The following is a 23,827-nucleotide window of genomic DNA, read 5'->3' as shown; positions in this document are numbered from 1 at the left end:
ATGCCGTACTCGAACGGATGCTGATCGACGCCGATCCCGCACCGACGCCGCGTGAGGCGGCACCCGATGCCCGGGCTCTCGCGACCAGGGATCGGATCCTCCGCACGAGTGCGGCGCCTCGCAGGAGACGTCGGCGGGCGATCGGCTGGGCCTCCGGGCTGACGGCGGTCGCCGCATCCACCGCCCTGGCCTTCGCCGTCTTCTCGCCCCAGGGCGCCGCGGTGGCCGGGATGCCATCGCCTCTCGACTTCGAAGGCTCGACCACGGTCGCGCAGACGGTGGATGACGCGGACGCGGCTCTCGCCGATCCGACCGGACCCGCAGCGCCGGAGCGCGCCGTGCGGACCGCCTTCTGGGGGTTCTCGGTCGAGGTCGAGGCGAAGGTCAGCAAGGTCGTCCCGCAGCTCTCCACGCTCACGTGGGAACCGGACGGCTCGGGCCGGATGACGATCGTCGCCGGCGTCCCCTACGATCCGGAGGACGCGGTGGCGAGCAACGCCGCCGAGGTGACCAGCAGTGGGGAGGTCGTCACCGACCTCGTCATGGCGCCGGGCGATTTCTACACCCCCTGGACGGACGTGCCGGGCGAGACGCGTCAGGACATGATCGCCATCCTCCGTGCCTTCGGCATGCCGGAGAACCCGACGGCGTACGACGTCGAGGTGGCTTTCACGTCGGTCCTCGACCAGTGGACGCTGACGAACGCGCAGCACCGCGAGCTGCTCGCGCTCCTCGAGGAGGCGCAGGGCGGGGAAGCGCTCGGGATGACGAAGGACCGTCTGGGGCGGGAAGTGAACGGCGTCAGGGTCATATCGCCGGATGGCGCCGCCAGCGATCTGATCCTGGTCTCCCGTGACACCGGCAGGATCGTGGGCGTCGAACGCACCGTGTTGATCGCAGACGACGTCTTCGCCGCCGGTTCGATCATCTCGTATCAGATGTGGGACCTCGATGAGGAGGAGATCAGATGAGGCCGAGGGTTATCGTCGCTGCGACGATGCTGAGCGCAATACTGCTTCTCAGTGCGGCACCGGCGCAGGCTGCTCTGGAGGGCGACGACGCCGTCGCTCCCGAGATCATCGCGATGCTCGAGGAAGTGCCCGGCGGTGTGATCATCGATTCGACGCATGCGGCGTGGCCCGCGCTCGGCATGGAACTCGCGATCGGGACCATCGCGCTCCGGTCGGCGCGTTCGGTCGGGAGCTGTGCGACCGATCGGTTCTGCGCCTACAGCGCCGGGTCGCTCGGCGGCAACAAGCTCACGTTCAGCGTGTGCAGCGTCAACACGATTCCCTCCACGTTCATCGCGAAGTCGGTCGCCAATGCGCGGAGCTCCGGCCACGTGCAGGCGCGAAACGGCAGCACCACGGTTACCACCGTCAACGCGGGAAGCTGGGCGAACCTCGCAGGCACGGTCAACAACCTCCGCTGCGTCCTCTGAGCAGGTCCGAGCGATGACGGCGGTGGTCTCTCGAGCGCGGCACTGGGTCGCCGCGGGGTGGGGTTCGCCCGACCTCTGGGAGTTCGTCGAGCACGACATTCCGGCTCCGGAGCACGGCATGGTCACCATTCGCGTCCTCGCCGCCGGGGTGAACCCCGCTGATGCGAAACATGTCGCTGCTGCCCGACCGGGCATCGAGCTGCCGGTGCCGATCGGGTACGAGGTCTCGGGAGAGGTCGCGGCCATCGGCCAGGGTACCCGCATCGGTTCGGGCGCTGTCGACATCGGCGACGAGGTCATCGCCTTCCGCGTGCGAGGCGGCTATGCGACCGCGGTCACCGTCCCGGCTGAGAAGGTCTTCGCGAAGCCCTCCACCCTGACGCATCCGGAGGCGGCGAACCTGCTCCTCGTGGGTACGACTGCCGCGGAGATGCTCGCCGTCACCGGTGCGGCGCCGGGGGAGACGATCCTGCTCCACGGTGCCTCCGGTGCTGTCGGTGCGAGCGTGCTGCAGCAGGCACGCCTGCGCGGCATACGCGTCATCGGAACGGCGAGCGAGTCCCGGTTCGACGAGGTGCGACGATTCGGAGGGCTCCCGGTGCGCTACGGCTCGGGGCTCGCCGCACGTGTGCGCGCTCTGGCGGACGGGCCGATCGCTGCGGCATTGGACGCCGTGGGGACGCACGAAGCGGTGGATGCATCGCTCGAACTGGTAGGCGATCGTCGGCGGATCGTGACCATCGCCGCGGCTGACCGCGCGACGGCCGACGGCATCCTCGCCATCGCCGGCTCCATGCCCGAGAGCGCACGTTTCCGGGATGAGGTCCGCAGCGAGTTGATCGCTCTGGCGCAGAACGGCGATCTCGTCGTTCCCCTGGCCCGCACGTTTCCGCTCTTCGAGGCACGCGCGGCCCACCGACTTCTCGCCACGGGTCACCCCGGAGGCAAGCTCGCGTTGATCCCGTAGCTCAGTCGATCTCCCGAAGCGCTGAGGTCACGATCACGACGCCGTCACCGTACTCCGCGTCAGCGGCCTCCTGGATGGCACCGTCATCCCACGTGACGCTGAGCCGGACGTAGCCGCGGTCCGTGCTGACGGTGAGCGCCTCTCCACCGAGACGCGTGGCGATGTCGTCCTGGATCCTCGTGAGCTCGTCGGCCGGTGTGGTGCCGTCGACGCCGCCCGTCGGATCCTCCGTTGGGATCGGGTCGAACAACGCGAGCATGATCGGTGGATCGGTGTTGGTGAGCCGTTCACCGTCGTAGGTCGCGTAGACGGCGTACGCGCCCCAGGTGGTCTCTCCGCTGGACTCGCTGCCCTCGAGTCCGGCCCAGGACCAGCCGGCGAGAGGCACTCCGCTGCACTGGGGCGGATGCGATTCCATGATCGCTCCCAGACATAGCTGTACCTCGCCCGCCACATCGAGCACCGTGCCCACGCCGATCACGCGCCCTTCCGGGAGGTCAGGCCGGACGTCTTCGAGCCCCTGCCCTGATGGTGCAGACGTGCTCGTCGGCGCCGCGGAGCCTCCGGGCCCGGAGGTGCAGGCGCTCAGGAGCAGGAGGCCGAAGACGGAGGCGACGGCGAGGGTCAGGCGACGCGGCGATGTGCTCATATCGGGGAGTGTCGACAGCGAAGGAAACGTCTCACACCCGTCGAATCGGCGGAGTCAACCCTGCTAGCATGACCACATGCCTTTCGGCGGTCTGCTTCTTCTTAGCTGCCGCGACGAGTCCTAAAGCTAGGGCCTTCCTCGTCGCGGCGCTTGTGTTGGCCCGTTTACCTGACGAAGAGAAGAAGCCCCATCATGCAGAACACTCAGCGCCCGTCCGCGATGCCGATCCACAAGTACCGGCCGTTCCACGAGCAGATCACCGTCCAGCTGCCTGACCGCACCTGGCCCGATGCCCGCATCACCGAGGCGCCCCGCTGGTGCGCGGTCGACCTCCGCGACGGCAACCAGGCGCTCATCGACCCGATGTCGCCCGAGCGCAAGCGCGTCATGTTCGAGCTGCTCGTCAGCATGGGGTACAAGGAGATCGAGGTCGGCTTCCCCTCGGCGAGCCAGACCGACTTCGACTTCGTGCGTCAGCTCATCGAGGAGAACCTCATCCCCGACGATGTCACGATCCAGGTCCTGACGCAGGCGCGCGAGCATCTGATCGCCCGCACCTATGAGGCGATCGCGGGAGCGAAGCAGGCCATCGTGCACCTGTACAACTCCACGAGCGTGCTGCAGCGCGAGGTGGTCTTCCGCACCGACAAGCAGGGCATCATCGACATCGCACTCGAGGGCGCCCGGCTGTGCCGGGAGTTCGAGAAGACGATCCCCGACACGAAGGTGTACTACGAGTACTCGCCCGAGAGCTACACGGGGACCGAGCTCGAGTTCGCCGTGGACATCTGCAACCAGGTGATCGAGGTCTTCGAGCCCACGCCCGACCGCAAGGTCATCATCAACCTCCCGGCGACCGTAGAGATGGCATCGCCGAACGTGTATGCCGACTCGATCGAGTGGATGAGCCGCAACCTCGCGCACCGGGAGAACGTGATTCTGTCGCTGCACCCGCACAACGACCGCGGCACCGCGATCGCGGCCGCCGAGCTCGGATACATGGCCGGAGCCGACCGTATCGAAGGCTGCCTGTTCGGCAACGGTGAACGCACCGGCAACGTCGACCTCGTCGCGCTGGGGATCAACATGTTCACGCAGGGCATCGACCCGCAGATCGACTTCAGCGACATCGACCAGGTCAAGCGCACGGTCGAGTACTGCAACCAGCTGCCGGTGCCCGAGCGCAGCCCGTGGGCGGGTGACCTCGTCTTCACGGCATTCAGCGGCTCCCACCAGGACGCGATCAAGAAGGGGTTCGAGGCCATGGCGGCCAAGGCCGAGGCGCAGGGCGTCACGGTGGACGAGATCGAGTGGGCGGTGCCGTACCTGCCCATCGACCCGAAGGACCTCGGTCGCTCCTATGAGGCCGTGATCCGCGTGAACTCGCAGTCCGGCAAGGGTGGCGTCGCCTACCTGCTCAAGGCCGACCACGCGATCGATCTGCCCCGCAAGCTGCAGATCGAGTTCTCCGGAGTCGTGCAGGCCAAGACGGATGCCGAGGGTGGCGAGGTCACCAGCGAGCAGATCTGGTCGATCTTCAACGACGAGTACCTCCCCGCCGCCGACACCGCAGCCAAGTGGGGGCGCTTCGAGCTGCTTGCGACCCAGACCCGGAGCGACATGTCGGGTGACGTGGCACTCGACGTGGTGCTGCGCGACGACGATCAGCAGGTGTCCGTCACGGGCAACGGCAACGGTCCGGTCGCGGCGTTCGTCGAGGTGTTGCGTGGACAGGGCTTCGACATCACGGTCTACGACTACGTCGAGCACGCTCTCAGCGCCGGCGGAGACGCGCAGGCCGCGGCCTACGTCGAACTGCAGGTCGGCGACCAGCGCCTGTGGGGTGTCGGCATCGACGGAGACATCTCCACCGCATCGCTCAAGGCGATCGTCTCGGGTGTGAACCGTTCGATCCGCACGCGTCAGCAGGAGCTGGCAACCGTCTGATCCCGGTTCGAATCGCGCGATCGGTCGTGTCCGTCGACAGGAGGGGACCGATCGCGCGATTCGAGGTAGAGGTCAGCCCACCCACTGCACCAGCTGCCAGATGAGGCCGTTGGGGTCGGCGAACTGACCATAGCGCTCACCCCAGGGTTCAGTCTCCGGAGGGGTGACCACACGAGCGCCTGCGTCGGCGATGCGGGTGAACTCCCGGTCGATATCGTCGACGACGAAGACGATCAGGGTTCCCTGACCGGCGGAGCCGGCGATCTCTTGTGGGCGGAACGTCGAGAGCCCGGTCTGGAGGAAAATCATGTTCGGGACGGGCCCCGGGTGCTGCAACGAGACGAAGCCGTCCGCGGACATTGCCTCCTCGAAGCCGAAGTGCGTCGTGGCGAATGCGGCGGAGGCCGCCACGTCGGGGACGTTGAACGAGAGGGCGGTCTGAGTGATGTTCACGGTTCTCCATTCCAAAAGTCTGTACAGTGTACAAGGTCAAGGCGGAAGCGGTCTAGGCTATTCCCCGATGGCCAAGAATCTCGTCGATCTGCTCTGGCGGCACAGCCCCGCGGCTCCCGTGACCCGCCAGCGCGGGCCGAAGGCACGTCACTCGGCGGATGACGTCGTGGATCGTGCCGTCGCACTGGCTGACGCCGACGGCCTCGGCGCGGTGACGATCCGCTCGCTGGCGCAGTCCCTCGACCTCACCGCGATGTCGATCTACACGCACGTCAACAGCCGTGCCGACCTGCTCGTGCTGATGGCGGATGCGATGCACGCCAGTCTTCGCAGTGAGCCCGCGGAGGCCTCGGGCTGGCGTGCGGCGGTCCGGGCGGTCGCCGAGGACAACCTGCACCTCCTCCGCGCTCATCCATGGCTCATCGACATCCACGATCCCCGTGTCGCATTCGGCCCTGGCACCATCGCCAAGTACGATCGGGAACTCCATGCTTTCGACGACCTCGGTCTCAGCGACGTGGAGCGTGACGCGGCGCTGAGCTTCGTGCTGGACTTCACTCTCTCTGCGGCGGCTCGGATGCGCGAGGAGCAGCGGGCAGCGGCGTTCGCGGCATCGTGGGCAGAGGCCGCACCGCGTCTGGCGGCCTACCTCGGTGAGGAGATGCCGCTCGCCAGGGCGGTGGGTCAGTCTGCGGGGGAAACCATGGGCGTTCCCTACGACGCTCGAACGGCGTGGGACTTCGGTCTCGAGCGAGTGATCGACGGACTCGCCGGCATGGTACGCGGCGCGGACCGCCTCCGCGGCACCTGAACCGGTCAGTCCTGAGGTTTCACGATCGCGATCGCGCCGGTCTCCGCGGCGACCTTACGGCGGTAGAGACGGCGCTGCTCCGGGAGCGAGACATCGAACGTCACCGCGAGGATCCGGATCACGGCCGTCACGACGATGCCGATGACCGCCGCGAGGGGAATCGGCATCCCGAGTGCGACGGCGATCACGATGAACGTGCACCCCGCTCCGGCAGCGACCGCGTACAGCGAGCCGACGTGCATGATCGCGGTCGGCAGGCCCATCAGCATGTCGCGGAGCACGCTTCCTCCGACCGCGGCACAGACGCCGATGAAGACCGCCGGCACCTCGGGAATCCCGAAGGCGAGGGCCTTGCTCGTGCCGAAGGCGCCGAACATGCCGATCACCACGGCATCGAGGACGACGATGGCGGTGTTCAGGCGGGTGAAGAGCCCGGCGAGCAGCATGCCCAGAAGCGCGGCGCCGGCCGCAGTGACCAGGTACCACTGATTCTGCAGCGTGGCGGGGGTCTGCCCGAGCAGGATGTCGCGGATCAGACCACCGCCCATCCCGATCATGATGCCGATGATGGCCACCCCGAGCCAGTCGAGCCGTCTCTGACCCTGGAAACCCGATGCGAACATCGCGCCCTGGACTCCGCCGAGGCCGACGCCGAGCAGGTCCGCCCAGAGCGGAATGATGAAGAGCGGTTCGGTCACCCGTTCATTCTCGCGCACGGAGGATAATCGAAGGGTGCCCACCTATCGAGACGAAGCGGTGATCCTGCGCACCCACAAACTCGGTGAGGCGGATCGCATCGTCACGATGCTGTCGAGACGGCACGGCAAGGTCCGCGCGGTGGCGAAGGGAGTGCGCCGGACGTCGTCCAAGTTCGGCGCCAGGCTCGAGCCGTTCATGGTCGCCGACGTGCAGCTCTACCAGGGCCGCTCGCTCGACATCGTGCAGCAGGCCGAGTCCCTCGGCTCTTACGGCACCGACATCGCCGCACACTACGACCGCTTCACTGCGGCCAACGCCATGGTGGAGACGGCGGACCGTCTGAGCGACGCGGAGGCCACTCCCGATCAGTACCTGCTGCTCGTCGGCGGGCTGCGGGCGTTGTCGCGGGGAGAGCACGTCGCACGGAGCATCCTCGACTCGTACCTGCTGCGGGTGATGTCGCTGTCGGGTTGGGCGCCATCGCTCGACGAGTGCGCCCGCTGCGGCACCCCAGGGCCGCACTCGCGATTCGTCGCTCAGCTCGGTGGGCTCGTCTGCCAGAACTGCGCCCCGGCAGGCAGCCCGCGTGTCGCAGAGAAGACCCTGGCGTTGCTCCGTTCGCTCATCGCGGGGGAGTGGGACGTGATCGACGCAGCGGCGCCGGCCGACACCGCCGCAGCCTCGGGACTTGTCTCCGCGTACGCCCAATGGCACCTGGAGCGCGGCATCCGCTCCCTCTCCCATGTGTCAGACATCACTTCAGAAGGAGCACGGTGAGCCCGAAGCCCTATACGCACAAGGACGCCGTCCCCTATCGACCGCTGGACTGGACAGGTTCGTACCCGCCCGCGTTCCGGGCCGTGCCCGAGCACGTGGCGATCGTCATGGACGGCAACGGCCGGTGGGCGAACCGCCGGGGACTCAACCGCATCGAGGGGCACAAGGCGGGGGAGGAGGTCTTGCTCGACGTGGTCGCCGGCGCGATCCAGGCGGGGGTCAAGCACCTCTCGGTGTACGCCTTCTCGACCGAGAACTGGGCGCGTTCGCCGGAAGAGGTCCGCTTCCTCATGGGTTACAACCGCGACGTCCTGCACCGCCGTCGCGATCAGCTCAACGAATGGGGTGTGCGCATCCGCTGGGCCGGCCGCAAGCCGCGCCTGTGGGGCAGCGTCATCAAGGAGTTGCAGCACGCTGAGCGACTGACCCGCGACAATGACGTGCTCACGCTCACGATGTGCGTCAACTACGGCGGCAGGGTCGAACTCGTGGATGCCATGCGGGCGATCGCCGACGATGTCGCGGCAGGGCGCGTGAAGCCCAAGGCGATCACCGAGAAGATGATCCGCCGCCATCTGTACGTCCCCGACATGCCGGACGTCGATCTGTTCCTGCGCAGCTCGGGCGAACAACGTACCTCGAACTTCCTGCTGTGGCAGTCGGCATACGCCGAGATGGTCTTCCTCGACACGCTCTGGCCCGATTTCTCGCGCGAGGAGCTGTGGCGGGCGATCGGGATCTACCTGTCGCGCGACCGTCGCTTCGGCGGTGCGATCGACGTTCCCGACGCCTCTGCCTGAGCACGCAGCCACCGTCTCGTCTCCCGCGGATGACGGAGACGGACGATCGTGAGGTGCGGGAAGCGCTCCTGCAACGCGGGGAAGCGCTCCGTCCACTTGTGAAGTGTCGCTGCCTGCCACGCGAGGATGTTCTCCTCCGGATCACGGCGGAACATGGTCCACGGCCCCTTCTCGCGGTTGCCGTTCCAGAGCTCGAGCCGCAGCACGCCTCGAGCCAGCGTGCGCCGGATCAGGCGGCCTCGCACCACGCGGTACGGGTAGTCGAGCCAGATCGCGAGCTGTGCGCGCGGGGGGAGGATGTCGTCCGTTCCCTTGCTCGTGTACTGCCACTCGGTGATCCAGTGCTCCTCCGCTGCGAAGGCCCGCACGTCGTCGAGGAACTCGGGGCGCGGCGTCCACTCGGGGCCGTGGAACAGGCCGTCGATCTCCACATGGCGCAGGTTCCACAGGCGGGCCAGCCGTCGGGCGAGCGTGGTCTTGCCGGACCCTGAGACGCCGGCGACGAGCACGCGCTCGGGGACGGAGGGCAGCAGGTCTTCGGCGGAGAGCATCCGAGAATCCTATCCGCGGCTCGGATCGGGTTCGGAATACCCCGTAGGTGCATGCGGTTGCATAACAGTGTGACTGAACCCATCTCCATCGACATCTGGTCCGACATTGCCTGCCCCTGGTGCTACATCGGCAAGCGCAACCTCGAGAAGGGTCTCGAAGCGGTCGCGGCCGACGAGGACGCACCGCAGGTCAACATCACCTTCCACTCGTTCGAGCTCTCGCCCGACACCCCCGTCGACTTCGACGGTGACGAGATCGACTTCCTCGCAGGCCACAAGGGCATGCCGCGCGAGCAGGTCGAGCAGATGCTCTCGAACGTGACGGGTGTGGCGGCGAACGCCGGCCTCGAGTACCGGTTCGATCTGCTGCAGCACACGAACACGGTGAAGGCGCACGAGCTGCTGCACTTCGCCAAGGCAGAGGGGCTGCAGCACGAGATGGAAGAGCGGCTCATGTCCGCCTACTTCACCGAGGGCAAGCACGTCGGTCGCATCGATGATCTCGTCGAGCTGGCTGTCGAGGTCGGGCTGGACGCAGACCGTGCCCGCGCAGCACTCGAGAGCGAGCAGTACCTGCCTGCCGTGCGTCAGGACCAGGCGCAGGCCCGCGCCTACGGAATCCAGGGCGTGCCGTTCTTTGTCGTCGACGGCCAGTACGGCATCAGCGGCGCGCAACCGCCCGCGGCGTTCGAGAACGTTCTCCGCGACCTCTGGTCCAAGCGCGGAGAGGCCGAGCCGGAGACCGCGGCCGTCTGACGGGCCGGCGCGCTCTAGCGGGTCAGCGCCGCTTCGATCGCACTGACGATCTCGGGGGCGTCCGGCTTCTGCTTCGGCCGGAAGCGCAGGACGTCCCCGTCCGGCAGCACGAGGAACTTCTCGAAGTTCCATTCCACGCGCCCGGCTTTGCCACCGGCGTCGGGAGTCTCCTTGAGCGCCTTGTACAGCTCGGCGGCGTTCTTGCCGTTGACCTTGACCTTGTCGTTGACGGGGAAGGTGACGCCGTAGGTCGTCGAGCAGAACTCGAGGATGTCGTCGACAGAGCCGGGCTCCTGACCGAAGAACTGATTGCAGGGGAAGCCGACGACGGTGAATCCGCGATCGCCGTACAGACGCTGCAGTTCCTCGAGCTGCTCGTACTGCGGCGTCAGCCCGCACTTGGACGCGACGTTTACGACGAGCACCACATCGGCGCCCAGATCGTCGAGCGTCTTCTCCTCGCCCTTCGCGTCGGTGAACGGGATGGTGCGGAGCGAGGATTCGGTCATATGCACAGCTTAGATCGCCGCATCCCTCCGGGCTCCGCGTCTGGGAGAATGGACAGGACATGACTCTCGCCACCGCCCCCGCCCGCCCTCTTCGCATCGGCCCGATCGATCTCGACGTGCCGGTCGTCCTCGCACCCATGGCGGGGATCACCAACACCGCCTTCCGACGTCTGTGTCGCGAGTACGGCGCCGGGCTCTACGTGAGCGAGATGATCACCTCGCGGGCGCTCGTCGAACGCAACGAGACCACGATGCGACTCATCCGGCATCACGAGTCCGAGACGCCGCGGTCCATCCAGCTCTACGGCGTCGACCCGAAGACCATCGCGGAGGCCGTGCGCATCATCGTCGCCGAGGATCACGCCGACCACATCGACCTCAACTTCGGGTGCCCGGTGCCGAAGGTCACCCGTCGCGGCGGGGGAGCGGCGCTGCCGTGGAAGTCGAAGCTGTTCGCCGACATCGTCGACCAGGCGGTGAAAGCCGCCGGCGACATCCCTCTCACCGTGAAGATGCGCAAGGGCATCGACAAGGATCACCTCACGTTCCTCGATGCAGGGCGTGCGGCCGAAGACGCCGGGGCCGCCGCCGTGGCGCTGCATGCCAGGACTGCCGGCGAGTACTACTCCGGGTTCGCGGACTGGAACGCGATCGGCGAGCTGAAGCAGGCGGTCACGAGCATCCCGGTGCTGGGGAACGGCGACATCTGGTCGGCCGACGATGCGGTGCGCATGATGGCGCAGACCGACTGCGACGGAGTGGTGGTCGGGCGCGGCTGCCTCGGACGCCCTTGGCTGTTCGGCGAGTTGGCGACCGCGTTCGGCGGGGAGGGGAAGACGGTCGACGCGACGCTCGGCTTCGTCGCTGACGCCTTCCGCCGCCACGCCGAGCTCCTCGTCGAGTTCTTCGAGGATGAGGATCGCGGATGCCGTGACATCCGCAAGCACGTCTCCTGGTACTTCAAGGGCTACCCGGTCGGGGGCGACATCCGCACCGGACTCGCCACGGCGTCCAGCCTCGCCGAGATCGACGACCTCCTCGGCCGGCTCGATCACACGGCACCGTATCCCGGTGCGGACGCCGAGGGGCAGCGCGGGCGGGCGGGACACCCGAAGCGCACGGCCCTGCCGGACAAGTGGTTGGAGTCGCGGGAGATCGCATCCGACACCTCGGAGATGATGCGTGGAGCGGAGATCGAGAACAGTGGCGGTTGACCCCCGGCCAGGCCTGCGTGCCGACGGCTACGACGCGCGAGACGCCGAACGCTTCTTCGCCGAGACCCATCGATCCGAGCGCAACGACTTCGCTCGTGATCGTGCCCGTGTCCTGCATTCTGCCGCGCTGCGCCGACTCGCCGCCAAGACACAGGTGCTCAGCCCTGCCAGCACCGCGGATTTCGCCCGCAACCGTCTGACGCATTCCCTCGAGGTCGCTCAGGTCGGGCGCGAGCTCGCTGTCGCACTGGACGTGTCGGCCGATGTCGTCGACACCGCGTGCCTCAGCCACGACCTGGGGCATCCTCCCTTCGGTCACAACGGCGAGCGGGCACTGAACGAGTGGGCAGAGCCCATCGGGGGGTTCGAGGGGAACGCCCAGTCCCTGCGCATCCTGTCCCGACTCGAGGCGAAGGTGCTCGACGACAGCGACCGCTCGGTCGGCCTGAACCTGACCCGCGCCAGCCTCGACGCGACGTGCAAGTACCCGTGGACGGTCGACAGCCCGGTCCCCGATCCCGGTGGACGTCTGAAGTTCGGCGTGTACCCCGAGGATGAAGCCGTGTTCCGTTGGATGCGCGAAGGCGCTCCTGGTCGACTCCGGTGCATCGAGGCCGAGATCATGGACCTCTCGGACGACATCGCCTACTCCGTCCACGACTTCGAGGATGCGATCGTCAACGGCTACGTCGACGTCGCCCAGCTCGCCGACCCCGCTCAGCACGACGCACTCGTCGGGCGTATCCAGCAGTGGGTCGGGTACGACTTCACGCGTGACGAGCTCGCCGACGCGCTCTACCGTCTGGCGTCGCAGCCGATGTGGCTCTCCTCGTTCGACCGTTCCCGTCAGGCTCTCGCGCGGCTCAAGAACCTCACAAGTGACCTGATCGGACGTTTCGCCCGTGCTTCGGTCTCCGCCACCAGGGAGGCGTACGGTACGAAGGCGCTGGTCCGGTACAACGCCCATGTCATCGTCCCGCGGGTGATCGAGGTGGAGATCGCCGTGTTGAAGGGCATCATGGGCCAGGCCATCGTCACGATCGAAGCCCGCAAGGGTGTCTACAAGGAGCAGCGGCGCGTGCTGAAGAGGCTCGCCGACGCCCTCTGGTCGACCGATGCGCTGTGGTCCGCGGGTTCCGATGTGCTCGAGCCCGCGTTCGCCGCCGACTTCATCGCGGCGGAGACCGACGCCCAGCGCGCCAGAGTCGTCGTGGATCAGATCGCGAGCCTCACCGATCAGAGCGCCATCGACTGGCACAACCGTCTCGTCGGGGAGATCGACCCGGCCGAGGTGGGGATCTGGACTCCCCGTCACGCCCGCCCCGGTGCGCGGCCGCACACCGAGCGCGTTCCCGTCGCGGAAAGAGCGCACTGATGCCGCGGATCCGTCAGGCCGATGTCGATGAGGTGAAGGCGCGCACGAACATCGCCGACATCATCGGCGAGCGCGTGGCGCTGAAGCCCGCCGGAGTCGGATCCCTCAAGGGCCTGTGCCCGTTCCACGACGAGAAGAGTCCGAGTTTCCATGTCCGGCAGCAGGTGGGGTACTACCACTGCTTCGGATGCGGGGAGTCCGGAGACGTGTACTCCTTCCTCCGGGAGATGGACCACGTCAGCTTCACGGAGGCGGTGGAGCGTCTCGCCGGCCGCATCGGGTACACGCTGCACTACGAGGACGGCGGAGCCGCCCCCGAGACGAGTGGGCGGAGTCGGCTGTATGCAGCCAACACCGCAGCCGCGGAGTTCTTCCGCGCGCAGTTGCTCACCCCGGACGCCGAGGCAGGACGTCGCTTCCTCGGGGAGCGCGGGTTCGATGCAGGTGCTGCAGCGCATTTCGGAGTCGGCTTCGCCCCGCGTGGCTGGGACGGCATGCTGAAGGCGCTCACCGCGCAGGGGTTCACCCGCGAGGAGCTCAGCAATGCCGGCCTCGTCTCGACCGGACAGCGCGGTGTCTACGACAGATTCCGCGGGCGTCTCGTGTGGCCGATCAGGGACGTGTCGGGGCAGACGATCGGCTTCGGCGCCCGCAAGCTGTTCGACGACGACCAGGGGCCGAAGTACCTGAACACCCCGGAGACGCCGATCTACAAGAAGGCGCAGGTGTTGTACGGGCTCGACCTCGCCAAGCGCGACATCGCCAGAGGTGACCCACGCCGGGTCGTGGTGGTCGAGGGCTACACCGATGTGATGGCCTGCCATCTCGCGGGACTCACGACGGCGATCGCCACATGCGGTACGGCGTTCGGCACCGAGCACATCAAGGTGCTGCGCCGCGTGATGGGTGATGACAACGCCTCAGGCGAGGTGGTCTTCACCTTCGACGGTGATGAAGCCGGTCAGAAGGCGGCCCTGCGTGCCTTCACGGAGGATGACCGATTCAACGCGCAGACCTTCGTCGCGGTCGCGCCCGACGGTATGGATCCGTGCGACCTGCGACTCCGGCGAGGAGATGCCGCGGTTCGGGGGCTGATGGACACCAAGCAGCCGATGTTCGAGTTCGCGATCGACCGCAAACTCGGCGGCTTCGACCTCTCCACGGTGGAAGGGCGCGTCGGTGCTTTGCGGGCGGCCGCTCCCATCGTGGCGGAGATCCGCGATCAGCTTCTTCGCCCGGGGTACGAACGCGTACTGGCGCGGCGGCTCGGGATGGACCCCACCGAAGTGCGCAGTGAGGTCGAACGCGCCGCTCGCGGAGCCTCGACCCCGCAGCAGCCGCGTCGGGAGGCCCCGCAGATCGACTCGGTCACGGGGGCTCCCCTCGTCGCTCCGGTGACGCTGGCGAGTCTGCCGCGCAGCCCCGACGTCGCGGTTGAACGCGACGCGCTGATGGGTGCGCTCCAGTACGGACACCAGGTCGATCAGGCGCTGCTCAACCGGGCGTTGGAGGCACCCTTCCGGACTCCAGGGCTGGACGCCGTGCGTGAGGCGGTTGCGGCGGCTCCGGACCGCACCAGGGCCGGCTGGGTGACCGAGGCCGTGAACGGCGTGCGTGAACCCTACCGCTCCCTCGCGGGGGAGCTGTTGATGACGCCGTTCCCCGAGCGGACGGAGGAGCGGGCCGTCGCCACTGTGGCCGACCTCGCCCGCAGGCTCGTGCTCCGGCAGCTCGAGCACGAGAAGCAGGAGCTCCTCGGTGCGGTGCAACGCGTGCCTGCCGATTCCGATGGTGGTCGCGCGCTGCGGATGCGCCTGCGCGACATCGACGCAGAGCGTCAGCGCTTCGCCGAGTCGTAACGGGGAGCGGGGGCCGGCAGGCGGCAGGATGGAGTCATGTCCCGCAGGCCCGAATCAACGAACGCGATCGACTGCGCCGATCTGGTGATCGACCGCATCGGCCACGGGATGCCGACGCGCGCGGTCGACGGTGTCACGTTCTCGCTGGCGCCCGGTGGGCTCATCTGCGTCGCCGGACCCACGGGCTCAGGAAAGTCGACGTTGGTCGCCGCCCTTGCCGGCTCCACCGACCCCTCGGTCAAGGTCGTCGGAGGCAGTGCCCAGGTCTGCGGCGTCGATGTGCGCCGTCCCGGTCGCAAACACCGCATCCTCACCTATCGCACCGGCTTCGTACCGCAGGGCGCCGGGGCAGACCTGCCGCCTCGGCTCACCGTGAACGAGGTGATCGCGGAGCCGATCCTCATCCGGGAGCGCCGGGTGAACACCAAGGCCCTCTCGATCCGCGTGGCCATGCTGCTCGACGAGCTGCACCTGCCACTCGGGACCGCGTCGAAGTTCCCCTACGAACTCAGCGCCGGCATGCGCCAGCGTGTGGCCATCGCGCGGTCGTTCGTGCTCGAGCCGAAGGTGCTCATCGCCGACGAGGTGCTCGCGAACCTCGACCTCGAGGTGCGTCCGGTGGTCTTCGACGCGATCACCCGCCGTCGCAGGGAGCAGTCGATGGCGGCCCTCCTCGTGACCAACGACGCCGACTTCATCCGCGAACTGAACGCCGAGACCCTCATGCTCCGCAGTGGGCATGTCGTGGCCCGCGGAGTCGGCAAGGACCTGCTCTGGGTGCCGAACGCGGAGTCGGACTCACGGCACTGACCCCGACACGCCCGGCATCCCGGAACCGCGCCGCCGTGTCGTGAACACCTCCGGGAGTTTGCTAAGCTTGACGAGTTGCCCGCTCAGCGGCGCACATTCCTCGGTAGCTCAATTGGCAGAGCAGCCGGCTGTTAACCGGCAGGTTCTTGGTTCGAGTCCAAGCCGGGGAGCCAATCGGAAAAGCCCCCTCCACGGAGGGGGCTTTTCTCGTTCTCCGGCGGGCCGAGAGATCCTGTCGAGTCCAGACTCGACAGAAGGAGCCCCTCCGTGGGGAGAGGCTCCTTCGATCGGCGGTGTCGGGTCAGCCGACACCCTCCATCGCGCTCGTCTCGGTGTTGCCGATGCGGGCGATGACGTCGGGACGACGTCGGGCGAGGTACGCGTACCGGGTGAGCGCCAGTGCGACCGTCACCAGGAACACGTAGGGGATCACGTTGTACGGGAACGCCGGCACCGGCCACACGTTCGCGAAGAAGACGTAGCCCATGGTGCCGACCGCGACGGTCGCGCACACCTTCACGAGACCGTTGCGCATCTTCGCCCGCTGCGTGTAGACCACGCAGGCGATCGCCACGAGGGCGTAGGCGACCATGTAGCCGTAGGTGCCCCAGGTGTTCACCCACACGAGGATCTCGCCGGTCGCCGCTCCCGAGAGCAGCAGCACGATGTCGACCGCGACGGCCGCCGCTCCGGCGATGATCAGGACGCGATGAGGTGTGAGGTGCTGCTCGTGCGTGCGTCCGAAGCGCTCGGCGACGACGCCCTCTTTGCCCATCACGTAGACGATGCGGCCGATCACGTTGAGGGGTGCGACCACGACGGCGAAGAACGACGCGGAGACGCCGAAGGTGAGCACGGCGGCGAACCAGCCGGGCATCCCGATCAGGGCCGACATGGTCTCCAGCGGGCTGGAGGCGGTGGCGAGCTCGTCACCGAGCACGGTGATCTGCGTGTAGGCGGCGAAGACGTAGAGCACGCCGACGCCGAGAGCGCTCCACATGATCGCGCGGGGGATCGCCTTGTACGGCTCCTTGGCCTCTCGCCCGAGGGCATCGGCGGAGGAGAAACCCACGAAACCGAGGATGCCGAGCACCATGCCGGACGCGATTCCCTGGAACGACGATCCTGTGGCGAGCACCTGCGCGGGGTCCCAGGCGGCGGGACCCGCCCAGACCAGCGCCGTGATCAGGAGCACGAGGATGATGCCGACGGACACGAGCTCGAGGACGAGCGACACCCGCGCGGACAGGCGGATGCCGCGGATGGTGAACAGCGTCGCCAGGCCGCCGAGCACGATCGCGAGGCCGATGTCCCAGCCGAGGCCCTGGGCGGGGAGTCCCAGCATGCTGAGGAACTGTGCCATGTAGCTCACGGACCCGCTGAGGGAGGCCGCCGCGATGCCGAAGCAGCCGATCAGCAGTGTCACACCAGCGAGGAACGCGCCGAACGGGCCGAGGCCCTTGGACACGTACGTGTACAGCGACCCGGCGGAGGCGTGCTTGCGGGCGAACACCACCACGCAGTACCCGACGCACAGGATCACGATCGTGGCGAGGGCGAAGGCGTAGATGGTGCCGTTGCCCGCACCGAGGAAGATGGCCGCCGCCGTGAAGGCGATGACGGCGCTGGGAGCGATGTTGGCGATGGCCTGGGCAGCGAGCTCTGGTCCGCTCATGACGCCGGTGCGAAGACCGGCATCCCGGGGGACGCCAGGCGGGGCGACGACGGTGTCTGACATGGTTCTCCTGGATTCGGGTTTCAGGGTCGGGGATGGGGATGGGGGATGGGGGATGGGGGTGCTCAGGGGATGAGCAGGGTACGCAGCGCCGAGCCGGTCTCGAGGTCATCCAGCGCGGCTGCGGCCTCGGCAAGAGGCCGGCGGCCCGAGATCAGCGGATCGATCTTGAGCTGTCCGTCCATGTAGCGGTCGACGAGGGCCGGGACATCGATGGAGGGGCGCACCGAGCCGTAGTTCGAGCCGAGGATGCGCTGATCCGCCTCGGCGAGGACGAGGGGCTCGAATGATGCGCGGGCGCCCGTCGGGGGAAGCCCGACGATCACGGCCGCACCACCGAGGCCGAGCATCTGGATCGACTGCTCGGTGGTGGAGGTGCGTCCGATCGCGTCGAACGCGTAATCGACACCGTCCGGGATGAGTTCGCGCAGCTGCGCCACGGCATCGCCCTGGGAGGCGTCGATGCGGTCCGTGGCGCCGAACTGCAACGCCATCTGCGTCTTCTCCGGACGCACGTCGATCGCGACGATGCGCTCCGCACCGGCGAGTCGCGCGCCCTGGACCACATTGAGGCCGACGCCACCACAGCCGATCACCACCACGGTCGATCCCGGTTCGACCGCCGCCGTGTTGAGGACCGCACCCACCCCGGTGGCCACGGCGCAACCGACGACCGCGACGACATCGAGCGGGGCGTCGTCGCGGACCTTGACGGCACCCGACGCGGGCACGACGACCTCTTCGGCGAAGGAGGAGACGCCGAGGTAGTGGTGGAGCTGCTCCCCGTCGCGGCTCAGACGCGATGTGCCATCGAAGAGCACGCCCAAGGGAGCGACGACCGTCGCCACCTTCTGGCAGCGCGCCTCATGGCCGGCGCGGCAGTATCGACATTCCCCGCACGGCGGAACCCAGCTCAGGACCACGTGGTCGCCGACCGCCAGGGTCGTGACGCCCTCGCCGAGTTCGGTCACGACACCGGAGCCCTCGTGCCCCATCACCAGGGGCGCGGCAGCATCCCACTCGCCGCGCTTCACATGGAGGTCGGAGTGGCAGACGCCCGCAGCGGCGATGCGGACGCGCACTTCGCCGGCGCGGGGCGGAGCGAGGTCGACGTCGACGAACTCGATCGGAGACTGCGGATCGCGGAAGACAACAGCTTTCATGACATCCTTCGGGTAAGTGGGGATGCCGACGATGCTAGGAGACTGCCGACCTGGAGTCATTCGACGAATGTGTGGATTCACTGCGTGGGAGTCACACTTTGTATGATCGGCAGGTGGCTCGTGATGTCGCCTCCGTGGCGCGATACCTCCAAGGACGGCTTCTGGACGGAGCGGTGCCGAGCTCGCGTCACGTGAACTCCGTCGTCGGTCTGGACTCCTTCAGTGCTCCTTCCGAGCACCTCTTCACCACCCTGGTCGTCGTCGAGGTCGCTCAGCTCGGCGAACTGGTCGACGACCCGGAGAAGCTCGCACTGCTCCAGGACGCGGTCGTGGTCACCGCCGCGGACACGCCGGCGGTGCACCAGGTGCTCGAGGAACGACGCATCACGTCGATCGTCGGAGCGGGTATCGCCGACGAGCTGTTGACGCCGACGCTGACCGCGCTGCTCGCCGTCGACCAGGCAGCCGAAGCCAGGGCGATCACCTCTGCGATGCGCGTGCTGACCCTCGCCGCTCGACGAAGCGGGATCACCGGTGTCATCGCCGAACTCGCGCACCGGATCGACGGCTGGGCGGTGCTTCTCGACCGACATGGCGAGGTCATCACGACGGCCGGGGCGGGAAGTCTGCATATCGACGACGCGATCGCGGTCGCCGTCGGTCGCCCCGTCCGGGTGCGCCATCGCGCCCTGCAGGTGCATCCGGTCGGCCCCGGTCAGGACATCACCGCGCAGCTCGTCACCGCCCCGCGCAACGACAGCTCAGGGCGCGGAAGGGAGCTCAGCTCTCAAGCGGCGGCCCTGCTGGACCTGCTGATGCGCACGCGCGACAGCAGCCACCTCGAGCGTCTCGGACGTTCGATGATGCTGGAGACCGTGCTCGAGGGTGGGGAGGAGGCCGCCCGGCTCCTCCGCCGCTGGGGTGTGCACGAGAGAAGTCTCATGGGATTCGCCCTCGTCTCGCGCACGAGCGGCGTCGATACCGAGCATCTGCTCGCGCTGTGGCTCGACGAGCTCGGGGCCGAGCATGTGTTCGCCGCTCAGCGCGGACTGATCCGCGGTGTCGTCCGGGAGGAACACGCGGAGGAGATCGCGCATCGTGTGCGGACCTTCGCCTCGACGCTCTACCTCGGTCTCGGTCGTCCGAGTGCGACGGACGCGCTCGCGCGCAGCGTCGACGAAGCCCGCCAGGCGAGTGAGACCGCGCGGGCGGGTGGTGAGCGCGTCGTCAGGTACGAGTCCATCCCCACGGTGTCCCTGGTGCTCGGGCACCTGGGACCGGATCAGACGCAGCGCATCGGGAGGCTCCTCGACCCGCTGAGGGGTGCTGAACAGCACCCGGAGCTGATCGAGACCCTGCGTGTCTTCCTCGCCACGAACAGCGCCTGGGGCGAGAGCGCGACGCGACTGCGAATCCATCGGCAGACGCTGGCGGCGCGGATCCGACGCATCGAGGATCTGCTGGGACTGTCCATGGCCGACCCCGACGATCGCGTGGCTGCCTGGTTGGCTCTGCGCGCCTCGGACGACTGAACCATCGCGGGTACGAAGAAGGGCCCCGCCACGAGGCGGAGCCCTTCTCTGCGACTGCGGGTCAGCGTGCGGCGCCGGCCAGCGAGCCGGTGGTCTGCCCGGCCGGGTCGAAGATGATGCACTGGATCACGCGGTCGTTGTTCTTCTCCCAGGAGTCCTTGGTGGGAACGAGCGTGGTGACGTTGAGAGCGGAGTCGTCGTAGGCGACGCCGACGAACGAGGTGTACGCGTCTCCGACGCACTCCTGCGTCGCCGCGTCGATGTCGGTGTCGGAGAACTCGCCGTCCGGCATCGTGATCTCGTAGTACACCTCCTGGTCGTGCGGGTCGGTGCAGGGGAGGACGTTGGCATCCGTGAGCATGCCGGTTCCGGTGTCGAGCATGCAGTCACCCAGCTTCACCGAGAAGACGCCGACGTTCGAGCTCTCGGTGACCTGGCCGGTCTCCTCATCGCGGTTGGCGTCGCCGGAACCGCTGCCGAGAATACCGTTGAGGGCGCTGCAACCGGTCAGGGCGACCGAGAGCGCCACTGCCGATCCTGCGAGCATCAGAGCCCGTCGATCGCGCATCTTCATCATGATTGTTTCCCCTCCGAAGCGTGATGTGGAGGCACGATGAAAGCCCCCGCCGCGAACACGTTAGCCGTCACCGAGTCTGTGATGCAACTCGGAGGAGGCTGTGGTTCTGCTGGGAGCGGCTCACCCCTCGAGGTCGTCGACGCCGGGCATCCAGCTCGCGCCTGGCCGCCCCCAGCCGCGCTTGCGGGCGATCTTCTGCACGGTCTTCCAGTCCCCGTCGGAGAGACGGTCGACGTACAGGATGCCGTCGAGATGATCGAACTCGTGCTGCATGATGCGGGCACGCCAGCCGTCCACGTCGATCGAGACCGGCTGCCCCTCCAGGTCCGTCGCGGTCACGTGCACGCGCTCCGACCGGCGCAGGGGGAATCGCTCGCCCGGGAACGAGAGGCAGCCCTCTGACTCGAGGTCCGGATCGGGCTCGCCCGGTTCGAGCGGAACCATCCAGAGCTCGGGGTTGATGAGGACACCACGCCACGGCTGGTCGTCGTCATCGACATATGCGTAGGTGTAGATCCGCAGGGGCACGCCGACCTGCGGGGCGGCCAAGCCGACTCCCGGTGCGGCATCCATCGTCTCGAACATGTCCGCGACGAGGCTTCGGATGTCGTCGGTGATCTCGTCGACGGGGGAGGCGGGGGAGTGCAGGACGGGATCGCCCATGATGCGAATCGGAAGTACAGCCACGTCACAACCCTAGTCGGCGGTGCGCGCCAGGTAGGGTCGTACTGTGAGTGCTGGGGTGTGGATGAATGCGGTCGAGGACGTCGGCGATCAGCTCGTCGGCGCGTTCCAGAACCCCGGTCTGCTGCTCGGCATCCCGCTCGCCCTCGCCGGCGCCGTCTTCATGTCCCTCGGCGCGCAATACCAGCACCGCGGCGTCGAGAAGGTCGAGCGTCTCAGCGGTGCCACCGGTGCGTCGGGACTGAGCTTCGATCAGCTCAAGCGGCTCCTGACCCGCCCGTCGTGGCTCATCGGCACGCTCATGCTCGGGCTCGCCGTCATCTGTCAGCTCGCCGCGCTCGTGCAGGCGCCGCTGATCGTGGTTCAGCCGCTCGGAGCGATCGCGCTCGTGATCACGACGCTGCTCAATGCGCGGATCTCCGGCCACTCGCCGACACGACAATCGTTGACCGCCATCATCTGCTGCGTCGGCGGGATCTTCCTCTTCGTGTTCTTCGCCGCGATCTACGCGACAGAGCAAGAGGTGACCGACCGCGAGCTCTTCACCATCCTGGCGCTCCTGCTCGCCGTCATCATCGTCCTCGGCGCATGCTGGCTGATCCTGCGTCGCCGCATGCGTGCGCTGTTCTACGTGATCGGCGCCGGCATCCTCTACGGATTCGTGGCCACGCTCGCCAAGGTCGTCATCAAGCGCATCGAGGCGGGCCAGTTCGAGTGGATCACCGCCATCTGCGTGCTCGCCCTCATCTCGGCTGCGGCTGTCGGTGCCTACTTCGTGCAGACGGCGTACAGCTCGGGTCCGCCCGACCTCGTGATCGCCGGACTCACCGTCGTCGACCCGCTCGTGGCGGTGCTCATCGGAATGGTCGTGCTGGGCGAAGCAGCCGCCGCGCCGTGGTGGGTGCTCGTGATCTTCGCCGTGGCCGGCGGGATCGCCGTATGGGGTGTCGTCGGGCTCGCCCGGTACCATCCCCAGGTGCTCAGCGACAGCCAGGAACTGGGGATACCGCGCGGCAGTGCGCCGGGCGCCCCCGGGCGGAGCGGGCAGGAGGACTCCACGGCATCGCCCTCGGCGATGGGCGCTCCCGAGCGCGCCGACGGCACCGTCGGGCCGGATGCGCCGCAGCGGGGCGATGGATCCTCGGAACACCCGTGACGCAGTCCCCGGGAGGGGCTGTGCTCGCAGGACTCAGTAGGCCTGGTCGATGAGGTCGGCGGAGACCTCGGAGGCGGCAGCTTCGTCCACGAAGAAGACCGTCCGCTTGCGGCCCTTCGCCCCGGCTGCAGGGACACTCGTGTAGCTGGCGCCCGCAAGAGCGAGGCCCAGCGCGGAGGCCTTGTCCGCCCCCGTCAGTACGAGCCATACGCGCTTGGACGAGTTGAGCACGGGGCGGGTCAGAGTGACGCGCTCCGGCGGAGGCTTGGGGGAGTCCCGCACGGCGAGAACGGCGGCATCCGTCACCGTGACCTCCTCGCGATCAGGGAAGAGCGAGGCGACGTGGCCGTCGGGGCCGACACCGAGGAAGCACACGGCGAACGAGGGCCACGGGTGCTCGTCGGTGCCGAACCGTGCGAGCTCTTCGGCGTAAGCCGCGGCGGATTCGTCCAGGGTCAGGCCGCTGTCGGGGCCGGCGACCTCATGCACGTTCTCCGCGGGCACGGCGATGTGGTCGAGCAGCGCCTGTCGCGACTGCAGAGAGTTGCGGTCGACATCGTCGCGCGGGACGAAGCGTTCGTCGCCCCACCAGAAGTGCACCAGAGACCAGTCGATCTCGGCGGCACGAGGGTGTTCGGACGCGGCACGCAGCACCGCTCCACCCATCGATCCTCCCGTGAGGGCGATGTGTGCGAGCCGACCGTTGCGGGTGCGCGCACGCACCCGCGTCAGGAATCGGTCGGCCACACGGGTGGCGAGGGCAGCGGGGGTGGCTTCCACCACCACGCGCTTCTCTGCGGACGATGTCGTCATCGACGTCACTCTCCAGTCTCGGGCGGACCCAGCTTCTCCCAGCCCTCGGTGATCACCCGACCGTACAGGACGTCGGGGTCCAGTCGACGCAGCTCCTCTGCGAGGCATTCGCGAAGTGTGCGTCGGGGAAGGTGCAGGTCGTGGTTCGGCTGGCCCGGCTGCGTGAGCACGGCGACGCCCGGCGTCGGGCGCTCGAGGAGGATGTCTCCCGAATCACGCGTCAGGCGCACCGACTTGATGCCCTCAGCCCATTGGTCGGGGTCTTCGTACGACCACTGCACCGGCACATCGAGAGCCATCTGCAGCCACGCGGCCAGCAGCGCGGTGGACGGGGATGCCGATGCTCCGCGCACCTCGACCCCGGTGATCGGCTCGTACGGCGGCTGGTCGAGCACGGCCGCGAGCTGCTCGCGCCAGTGGGTCAGGCGCGTCCAGGCCAGGTCGGTGTCGCCGGGGGCATGAGTCTCACCGAGGAGCGCGAGCCGGTCGCGGACATCGTGCGCCGTCGCGGCGTCGGTGATGCGGCGCTGAGCGATCTTGCCGAGCGGG

25 protein-coding genes and 1 tRNA gene are annotated in these 23,827 nt (G+C 67.9%); 15 read left to right on the top strand and 11 right to left on the bottom strand.

All coding sequences use genetic code 11. The features are described from left to right. The 3 genes from DSP71_RS11275 to DSP71_RS11265 form a co-directional block, all read left to right on the top strand. Nucleotides 1-971: hypothetical protein (locus DSP71_RS11275; protein ID WP_258546380.1), on the top strand; the 971-nt coding region annotated here is incomplete at its 5' end. Next, the gene (locus DSP71_RS11270) at nt 968-1,441 is read left to right on the top strand and encodes a hypothetical protein (RefSeq protein ID WP_046749193.1); all 474 of its coding nucleotides are present in this window, start codon (nt 968-970) and stop codon (nt 1,439-1,441) included. The genes DSP71_RS11275 and DSP71_RS11270, both read left to right, overlap by 4 nt. Nucleotides 1,442-1,454: 13 nt before the next feature. Further along, on the top strand, nt 1,455-2,408 hold the full coding sequence (locus tag DSP71_RS11265; protein WP_113681133.1) for an NADP-dependent oxidoreductase: 954 nt from the start codon (nt 1,455-1,457) through the stop codon (nt 2,406-2,408). 1 nt (nt 2,409) lies between these two features. Here DSP71_RS11265 and DSP71_RS11260 read toward each other — a convergent pair whose 3' ends face one another. Further along, nucleotides 2,410-3,057, bottom strand: a complete 648-nt coding sequence (locus tag DSP71_RS11260) for a hypothetical protein (protein ID WP_113681132.1) — start codon at nt 3,055-3,057, stop codon at nt 2,410-2,412. Nucleotides 3,058-3,249: 192 nt separating this feature from the next. Between DSP71_RS11260 and leuA the strand changes: the two genes are divergently transcribed. Beyond that, complete coding sequence (leuA, locus tag DSP71_RS11255; protein ID WP_046749191.1) at nt 3,250-5,004, top strand: 2-isopropylmalate synthase; 1,755 nt, start codon at nt 3,250-3,252, stop codon at nt 5,002-5,004. 72 nt (nt 5,005-5,076) lie between these two features. On the opposite strand, the gene DSP71_RS11250 is transcribed toward leuA, so the two are convergent. Further along, on the bottom strand, nt 5,077-5,457 hold the full coding sequence (locus DSP71_RS11250) for a VOC family protein (protein ID WP_113681131.1): 381 nt from the start codon (nt 5,455-5,457) through the stop codon (nt 5,077-5,079). Between the two features lie 67 nt (nt 5,458-5,524). On the opposite strand from DSP71_RS11250, the gene DSP71_RS11245 reads away from it, so the two are divergent. Beyond that, nucleotides 5,525-6,268: a TetR/AcrR family transcriptional regulator C-terminal domain-containing protein gene (locus DSP71_RS11245; protein ID WP_113681130.1), complete on the top strand. Its 744-nt coding sequence runs from the start codon at nt 5,525-5,527 to the stop codon at nt 6,266-6,268. 5 nt (nt 6,269-6,273) lie between these two features. Here the strand turns inward: DSP71_RS11245 and DSP71_RS11240 are convergent, their stop codons facing one another. Then, nucleotides 6,274-6,966 (bottom strand): trimeric intracellular cation channel family protein, encoded by a 693-nt coding sequence (locus DSP71_RS11240; protein ID WP_046749188.1) that lies wholly within the window; start codon nt 6,964-6,966, stop codon nt 6,274-6,276. A 34-nt stretch (nt 6,967-7,000) separates the two neighbouring features. Between DSP71_RS11240 and recO the strand changes: the two genes are divergently transcribed. Both recO and DSP71_RS11230 read left to right on the top strand, forming a co-directional pair. Then, the gene (recO, locus tag DSP71_RS11235; RefSeq protein WP_046749187.1) at nt 7,001-7,744 is read left to right on the top strand and encodes a DNA repair protein RecO; all 744 of its coding nucleotides are present in this window, start codon (nt 7,001-7,003) and stop codon (nt 7,742-7,744) included. Further along, nucleotides 7,741-8,544, top strand: a complete 804-nt coding sequence (locus DSP71_RS11230) for an isoprenyl transferase (protein WP_058631371.1) — start codon at nt 7,741-7,743, stop codon at nt 8,542-8,544. The genes recO and DSP71_RS11230 overlap by 4 nt, the downstream gene beginning before the upstream one ends. On the opposite strand, the gene DSP71_RS11225 is transcribed toward DSP71_RS11230, so the two are convergent. After that, entirely contained in the window at nt 8,484-9,095 is a 612-nt protein-coding gene (locus DSP71_RS11225; protein WP_058631370.1) for an AAA family ATPase, read from the bottom strand. The two genes, DSP71_RS11230 and DSP71_RS11225, sit on opposite strands and share 61 nt — an antisense overlap. Nucleotides 9,096-9,164: 69 nt before the next feature. On the opposite strand from DSP71_RS11225, the gene DSP71_RS11220 reads away from it, so the two are divergent. After that, the gene (locus DSP71_RS11220; protein ID WP_058631369.1) at nt 9,165-9,851 is read left to right on the top strand and encodes a DsbA family protein; all 687 of its coding nucleotides are present in this window, start codon (nt 9,165-9,167) and stop codon (nt 9,849-9,851) included. Nucleotides 9,852-9,865: 14 nt separating this feature from the next. Here the strand turns inward: DSP71_RS11220 and DSP71_RS11215 are convergent, their stop codons facing one another. Further along, a complete protein-coding gene (locus DSP71_RS11215) occupies nt 9,866-10,360 on the bottom strand; it encodes a glutathione peroxidase (RefSeq protein WP_046749183.1) in 495 nt (164 codons plus the stop codon). A 59-nt stretch (nt 10,361-10,419) separates the two neighbouring features. On the opposite strand from DSP71_RS11215, the gene dusB reads away from it, so the two are divergent. The 5 genes from dusB to DSP71_RS11190 all read left to right on the top strand — a co-directional run bounded on the left by dusB (nt 10,420) and on the right by DSP71_RS11190 (nt 15,791). Beyond that, complete coding sequence (gene dusB / locus DSP71_RS11210) at nt 10,420-11,574, top strand: tRNA dihydrouridine synthase DusB (RefSeq protein WP_061015339.1); 1,155 nt, start codon at nt 10,420-10,422, stop codon at nt 11,572-11,574. After that, the gene (locus DSP71_RS11205; protein ID WP_046749181.1) at nt 11,564-12,949 is read left to right on the top strand and encodes a deoxyguanosinetriphosphate triphosphohydrolase; all 1,386 of its coding nucleotides are present in this window, start codon (nt 11,564-11,566) and stop codon (nt 12,947-12,949) included. Before dusB ends, DSP71_RS11205 begins: the two co-directional genes overlap by 11 nt. Then, the gene (gene dnaG / locus DSP71_RS11200) at nt 12,949-14,808 is read left to right on the top strand and encodes a DNA primase (RefSeq protein WP_046749180.1); all 1,860 of its coding nucleotides are present in this window, start codon (nt 12,949-12,951) and stop codon (nt 14,806-14,808) included. Before DSP71_RS11205 ends, dnaG begins: the two co-directional genes overlap by 1 nt. A 36-nt stretch (nt 14,809-14,844) precedes the next feature. Continuing rightward, on the top strand, nt 14,845-15,618 hold the full coding sequence (locus DSP71_RS11195; protein ID WP_046749179.1) for an ATP-binding cassette domain-containing protein: 774 nt from the start codon (nt 14,845-14,847) through the stop codon (nt 15,616-15,618). 97 nt (nt 15,619-15,715) lie between these two features. Further along, nucleotides 15,716-15,791 (top strand) — tRNA-Asn (locus DSP71_RS11190). Between the two features lie 128 nt (nt 15,792-15,919). On the opposite strand, the gene DSP71_RS11185 is transcribed toward DSP71_RS11190, so the two are convergent. Both DSP71_RS11185 and DSP71_RS11180 read right to left on the bottom strand, forming a co-directional pair. After that, the gene (locus DSP71_RS11185; RefSeq protein WP_113681129.1) at nt 15,920-17,356 is read right to left on the bottom strand and encodes an APC family permease; all 1,437 of its coding nucleotides are present in this window, start codon (nt 17,354-17,356) and stop codon (nt 15,920-15,922) included. Nucleotides 17,357-17,418: 62 nt separating this feature from the next. Continuing rightward, nucleotides 17,419-18,516 (bottom strand): alcohol dehydrogenase catalytic domain-containing protein, encoded by a 1,098-nt coding sequence (locus tag DSP71_RS11180; protein WP_058633211.1) that lies wholly within the window; start codon nt 18,514-18,516, stop codon nt 17,419-17,421. A gap of 113 nt (nt 18,517-18,629) precedes the next feature. Here DSP71_RS11180 and DSP71_RS11175 point away from each other — a divergent pair, with 113 nt between their 5' ends. Beyond that, nucleotides 18,630-20,048 (top strand): CdaR family transcriptional regulator, encoded by a 1,419-nt coding sequence (locus tag DSP71_RS11175; protein WP_058633212.1) that lies wholly within the window; start codon nt 18,630-18,632, stop codon nt 20,046-20,048. Nucleotides 20,049-20,109: 61 nt separating this feature from the next. Here the strand turns inward: DSP71_RS11175 and DSP71_RS11170 are convergent, their stop codons facing one another. After that, nucleotides 20,110-20,625, bottom strand: coding sequence for a hypothetical protein (locus DSP71_RS11170; RefSeq protein ID WP_061015334.1), 516 nt, complete (start codon nt 20,623-20,625; stop codon nt 20,110-20,112). A 120-nt stretch (nt 20,626-20,745) separates the two neighbouring features. Then, nucleotides 20,746-21,312 carry a peptide deformylase gene (def, locus tag DSP71_RS11165; protein WP_082682753.1) on the bottom strand — a complete coding sequence of 189 codons (567 nt, stop codon included), beginning with the start codon at nt 21,310-21,312 and terminating at the stop codon, nt 20,746-20,748. A gap of 61 nt (nt 21,313-21,373) precedes the next feature. Here def and DSP71_RS11160 point away from each other — a divergent pair, with 61 nt between their 5' ends. Continuing rightward, nucleotides 21,374-22,465 (top strand): DMT family transporter, encoded by a 1,092-nt coding sequence (locus tag DSP71_RS11160; protein WP_058633217.1) that lies wholly within the window; start codon nt 21,374-21,376, stop codon nt 22,463-22,465. Nucleotides 22,466-22,498: 33 nt separating this feature from the next. On the opposite strand, the gene pgl is transcribed toward DSP71_RS11160, so the two are convergent. Together pgl and DSP71_RS11150 are read right to left on the bottom strand one after the other, a co-directional pair. Then, on the bottom strand, nt 22,499-23,278 hold the full coding sequence (gene pgl / locus DSP71_RS11155) for a 6-phosphogluconolactonase (RefSeq protein WP_058633218.1): 780 nt from the start codon (nt 23,276-23,278) through the stop codon (nt 22,499-22,501). Between the two features lie 5 nt (nt 23,279-23,283). Further along, the coding region (locus tag DSP71_RS11150; protein WP_181800723.1) for a glucose-6-phosphate dehydrogenase assembly protein OpcA at nt 23,284-23,827 on the bottom strand (544 nt) is incomplete at its 5' end.

Origin of the sequence: Microbacterium sp. H6 (genome assembly GCF_003314775.1) — a bacterium.
In the GTDB taxonomy this organism is placed as follows: Bacteria; Actinomycetota; Actinomycetes; order Actinomycetales; family Microbacteriaceae; genus Microbacterium; species Microbacterium oxydans.
The sequence above is the reverse complement of the archived record's forward strand: the minus strand, read 5'-3'. Positions and strand labels throughout refer to the sequence as shown.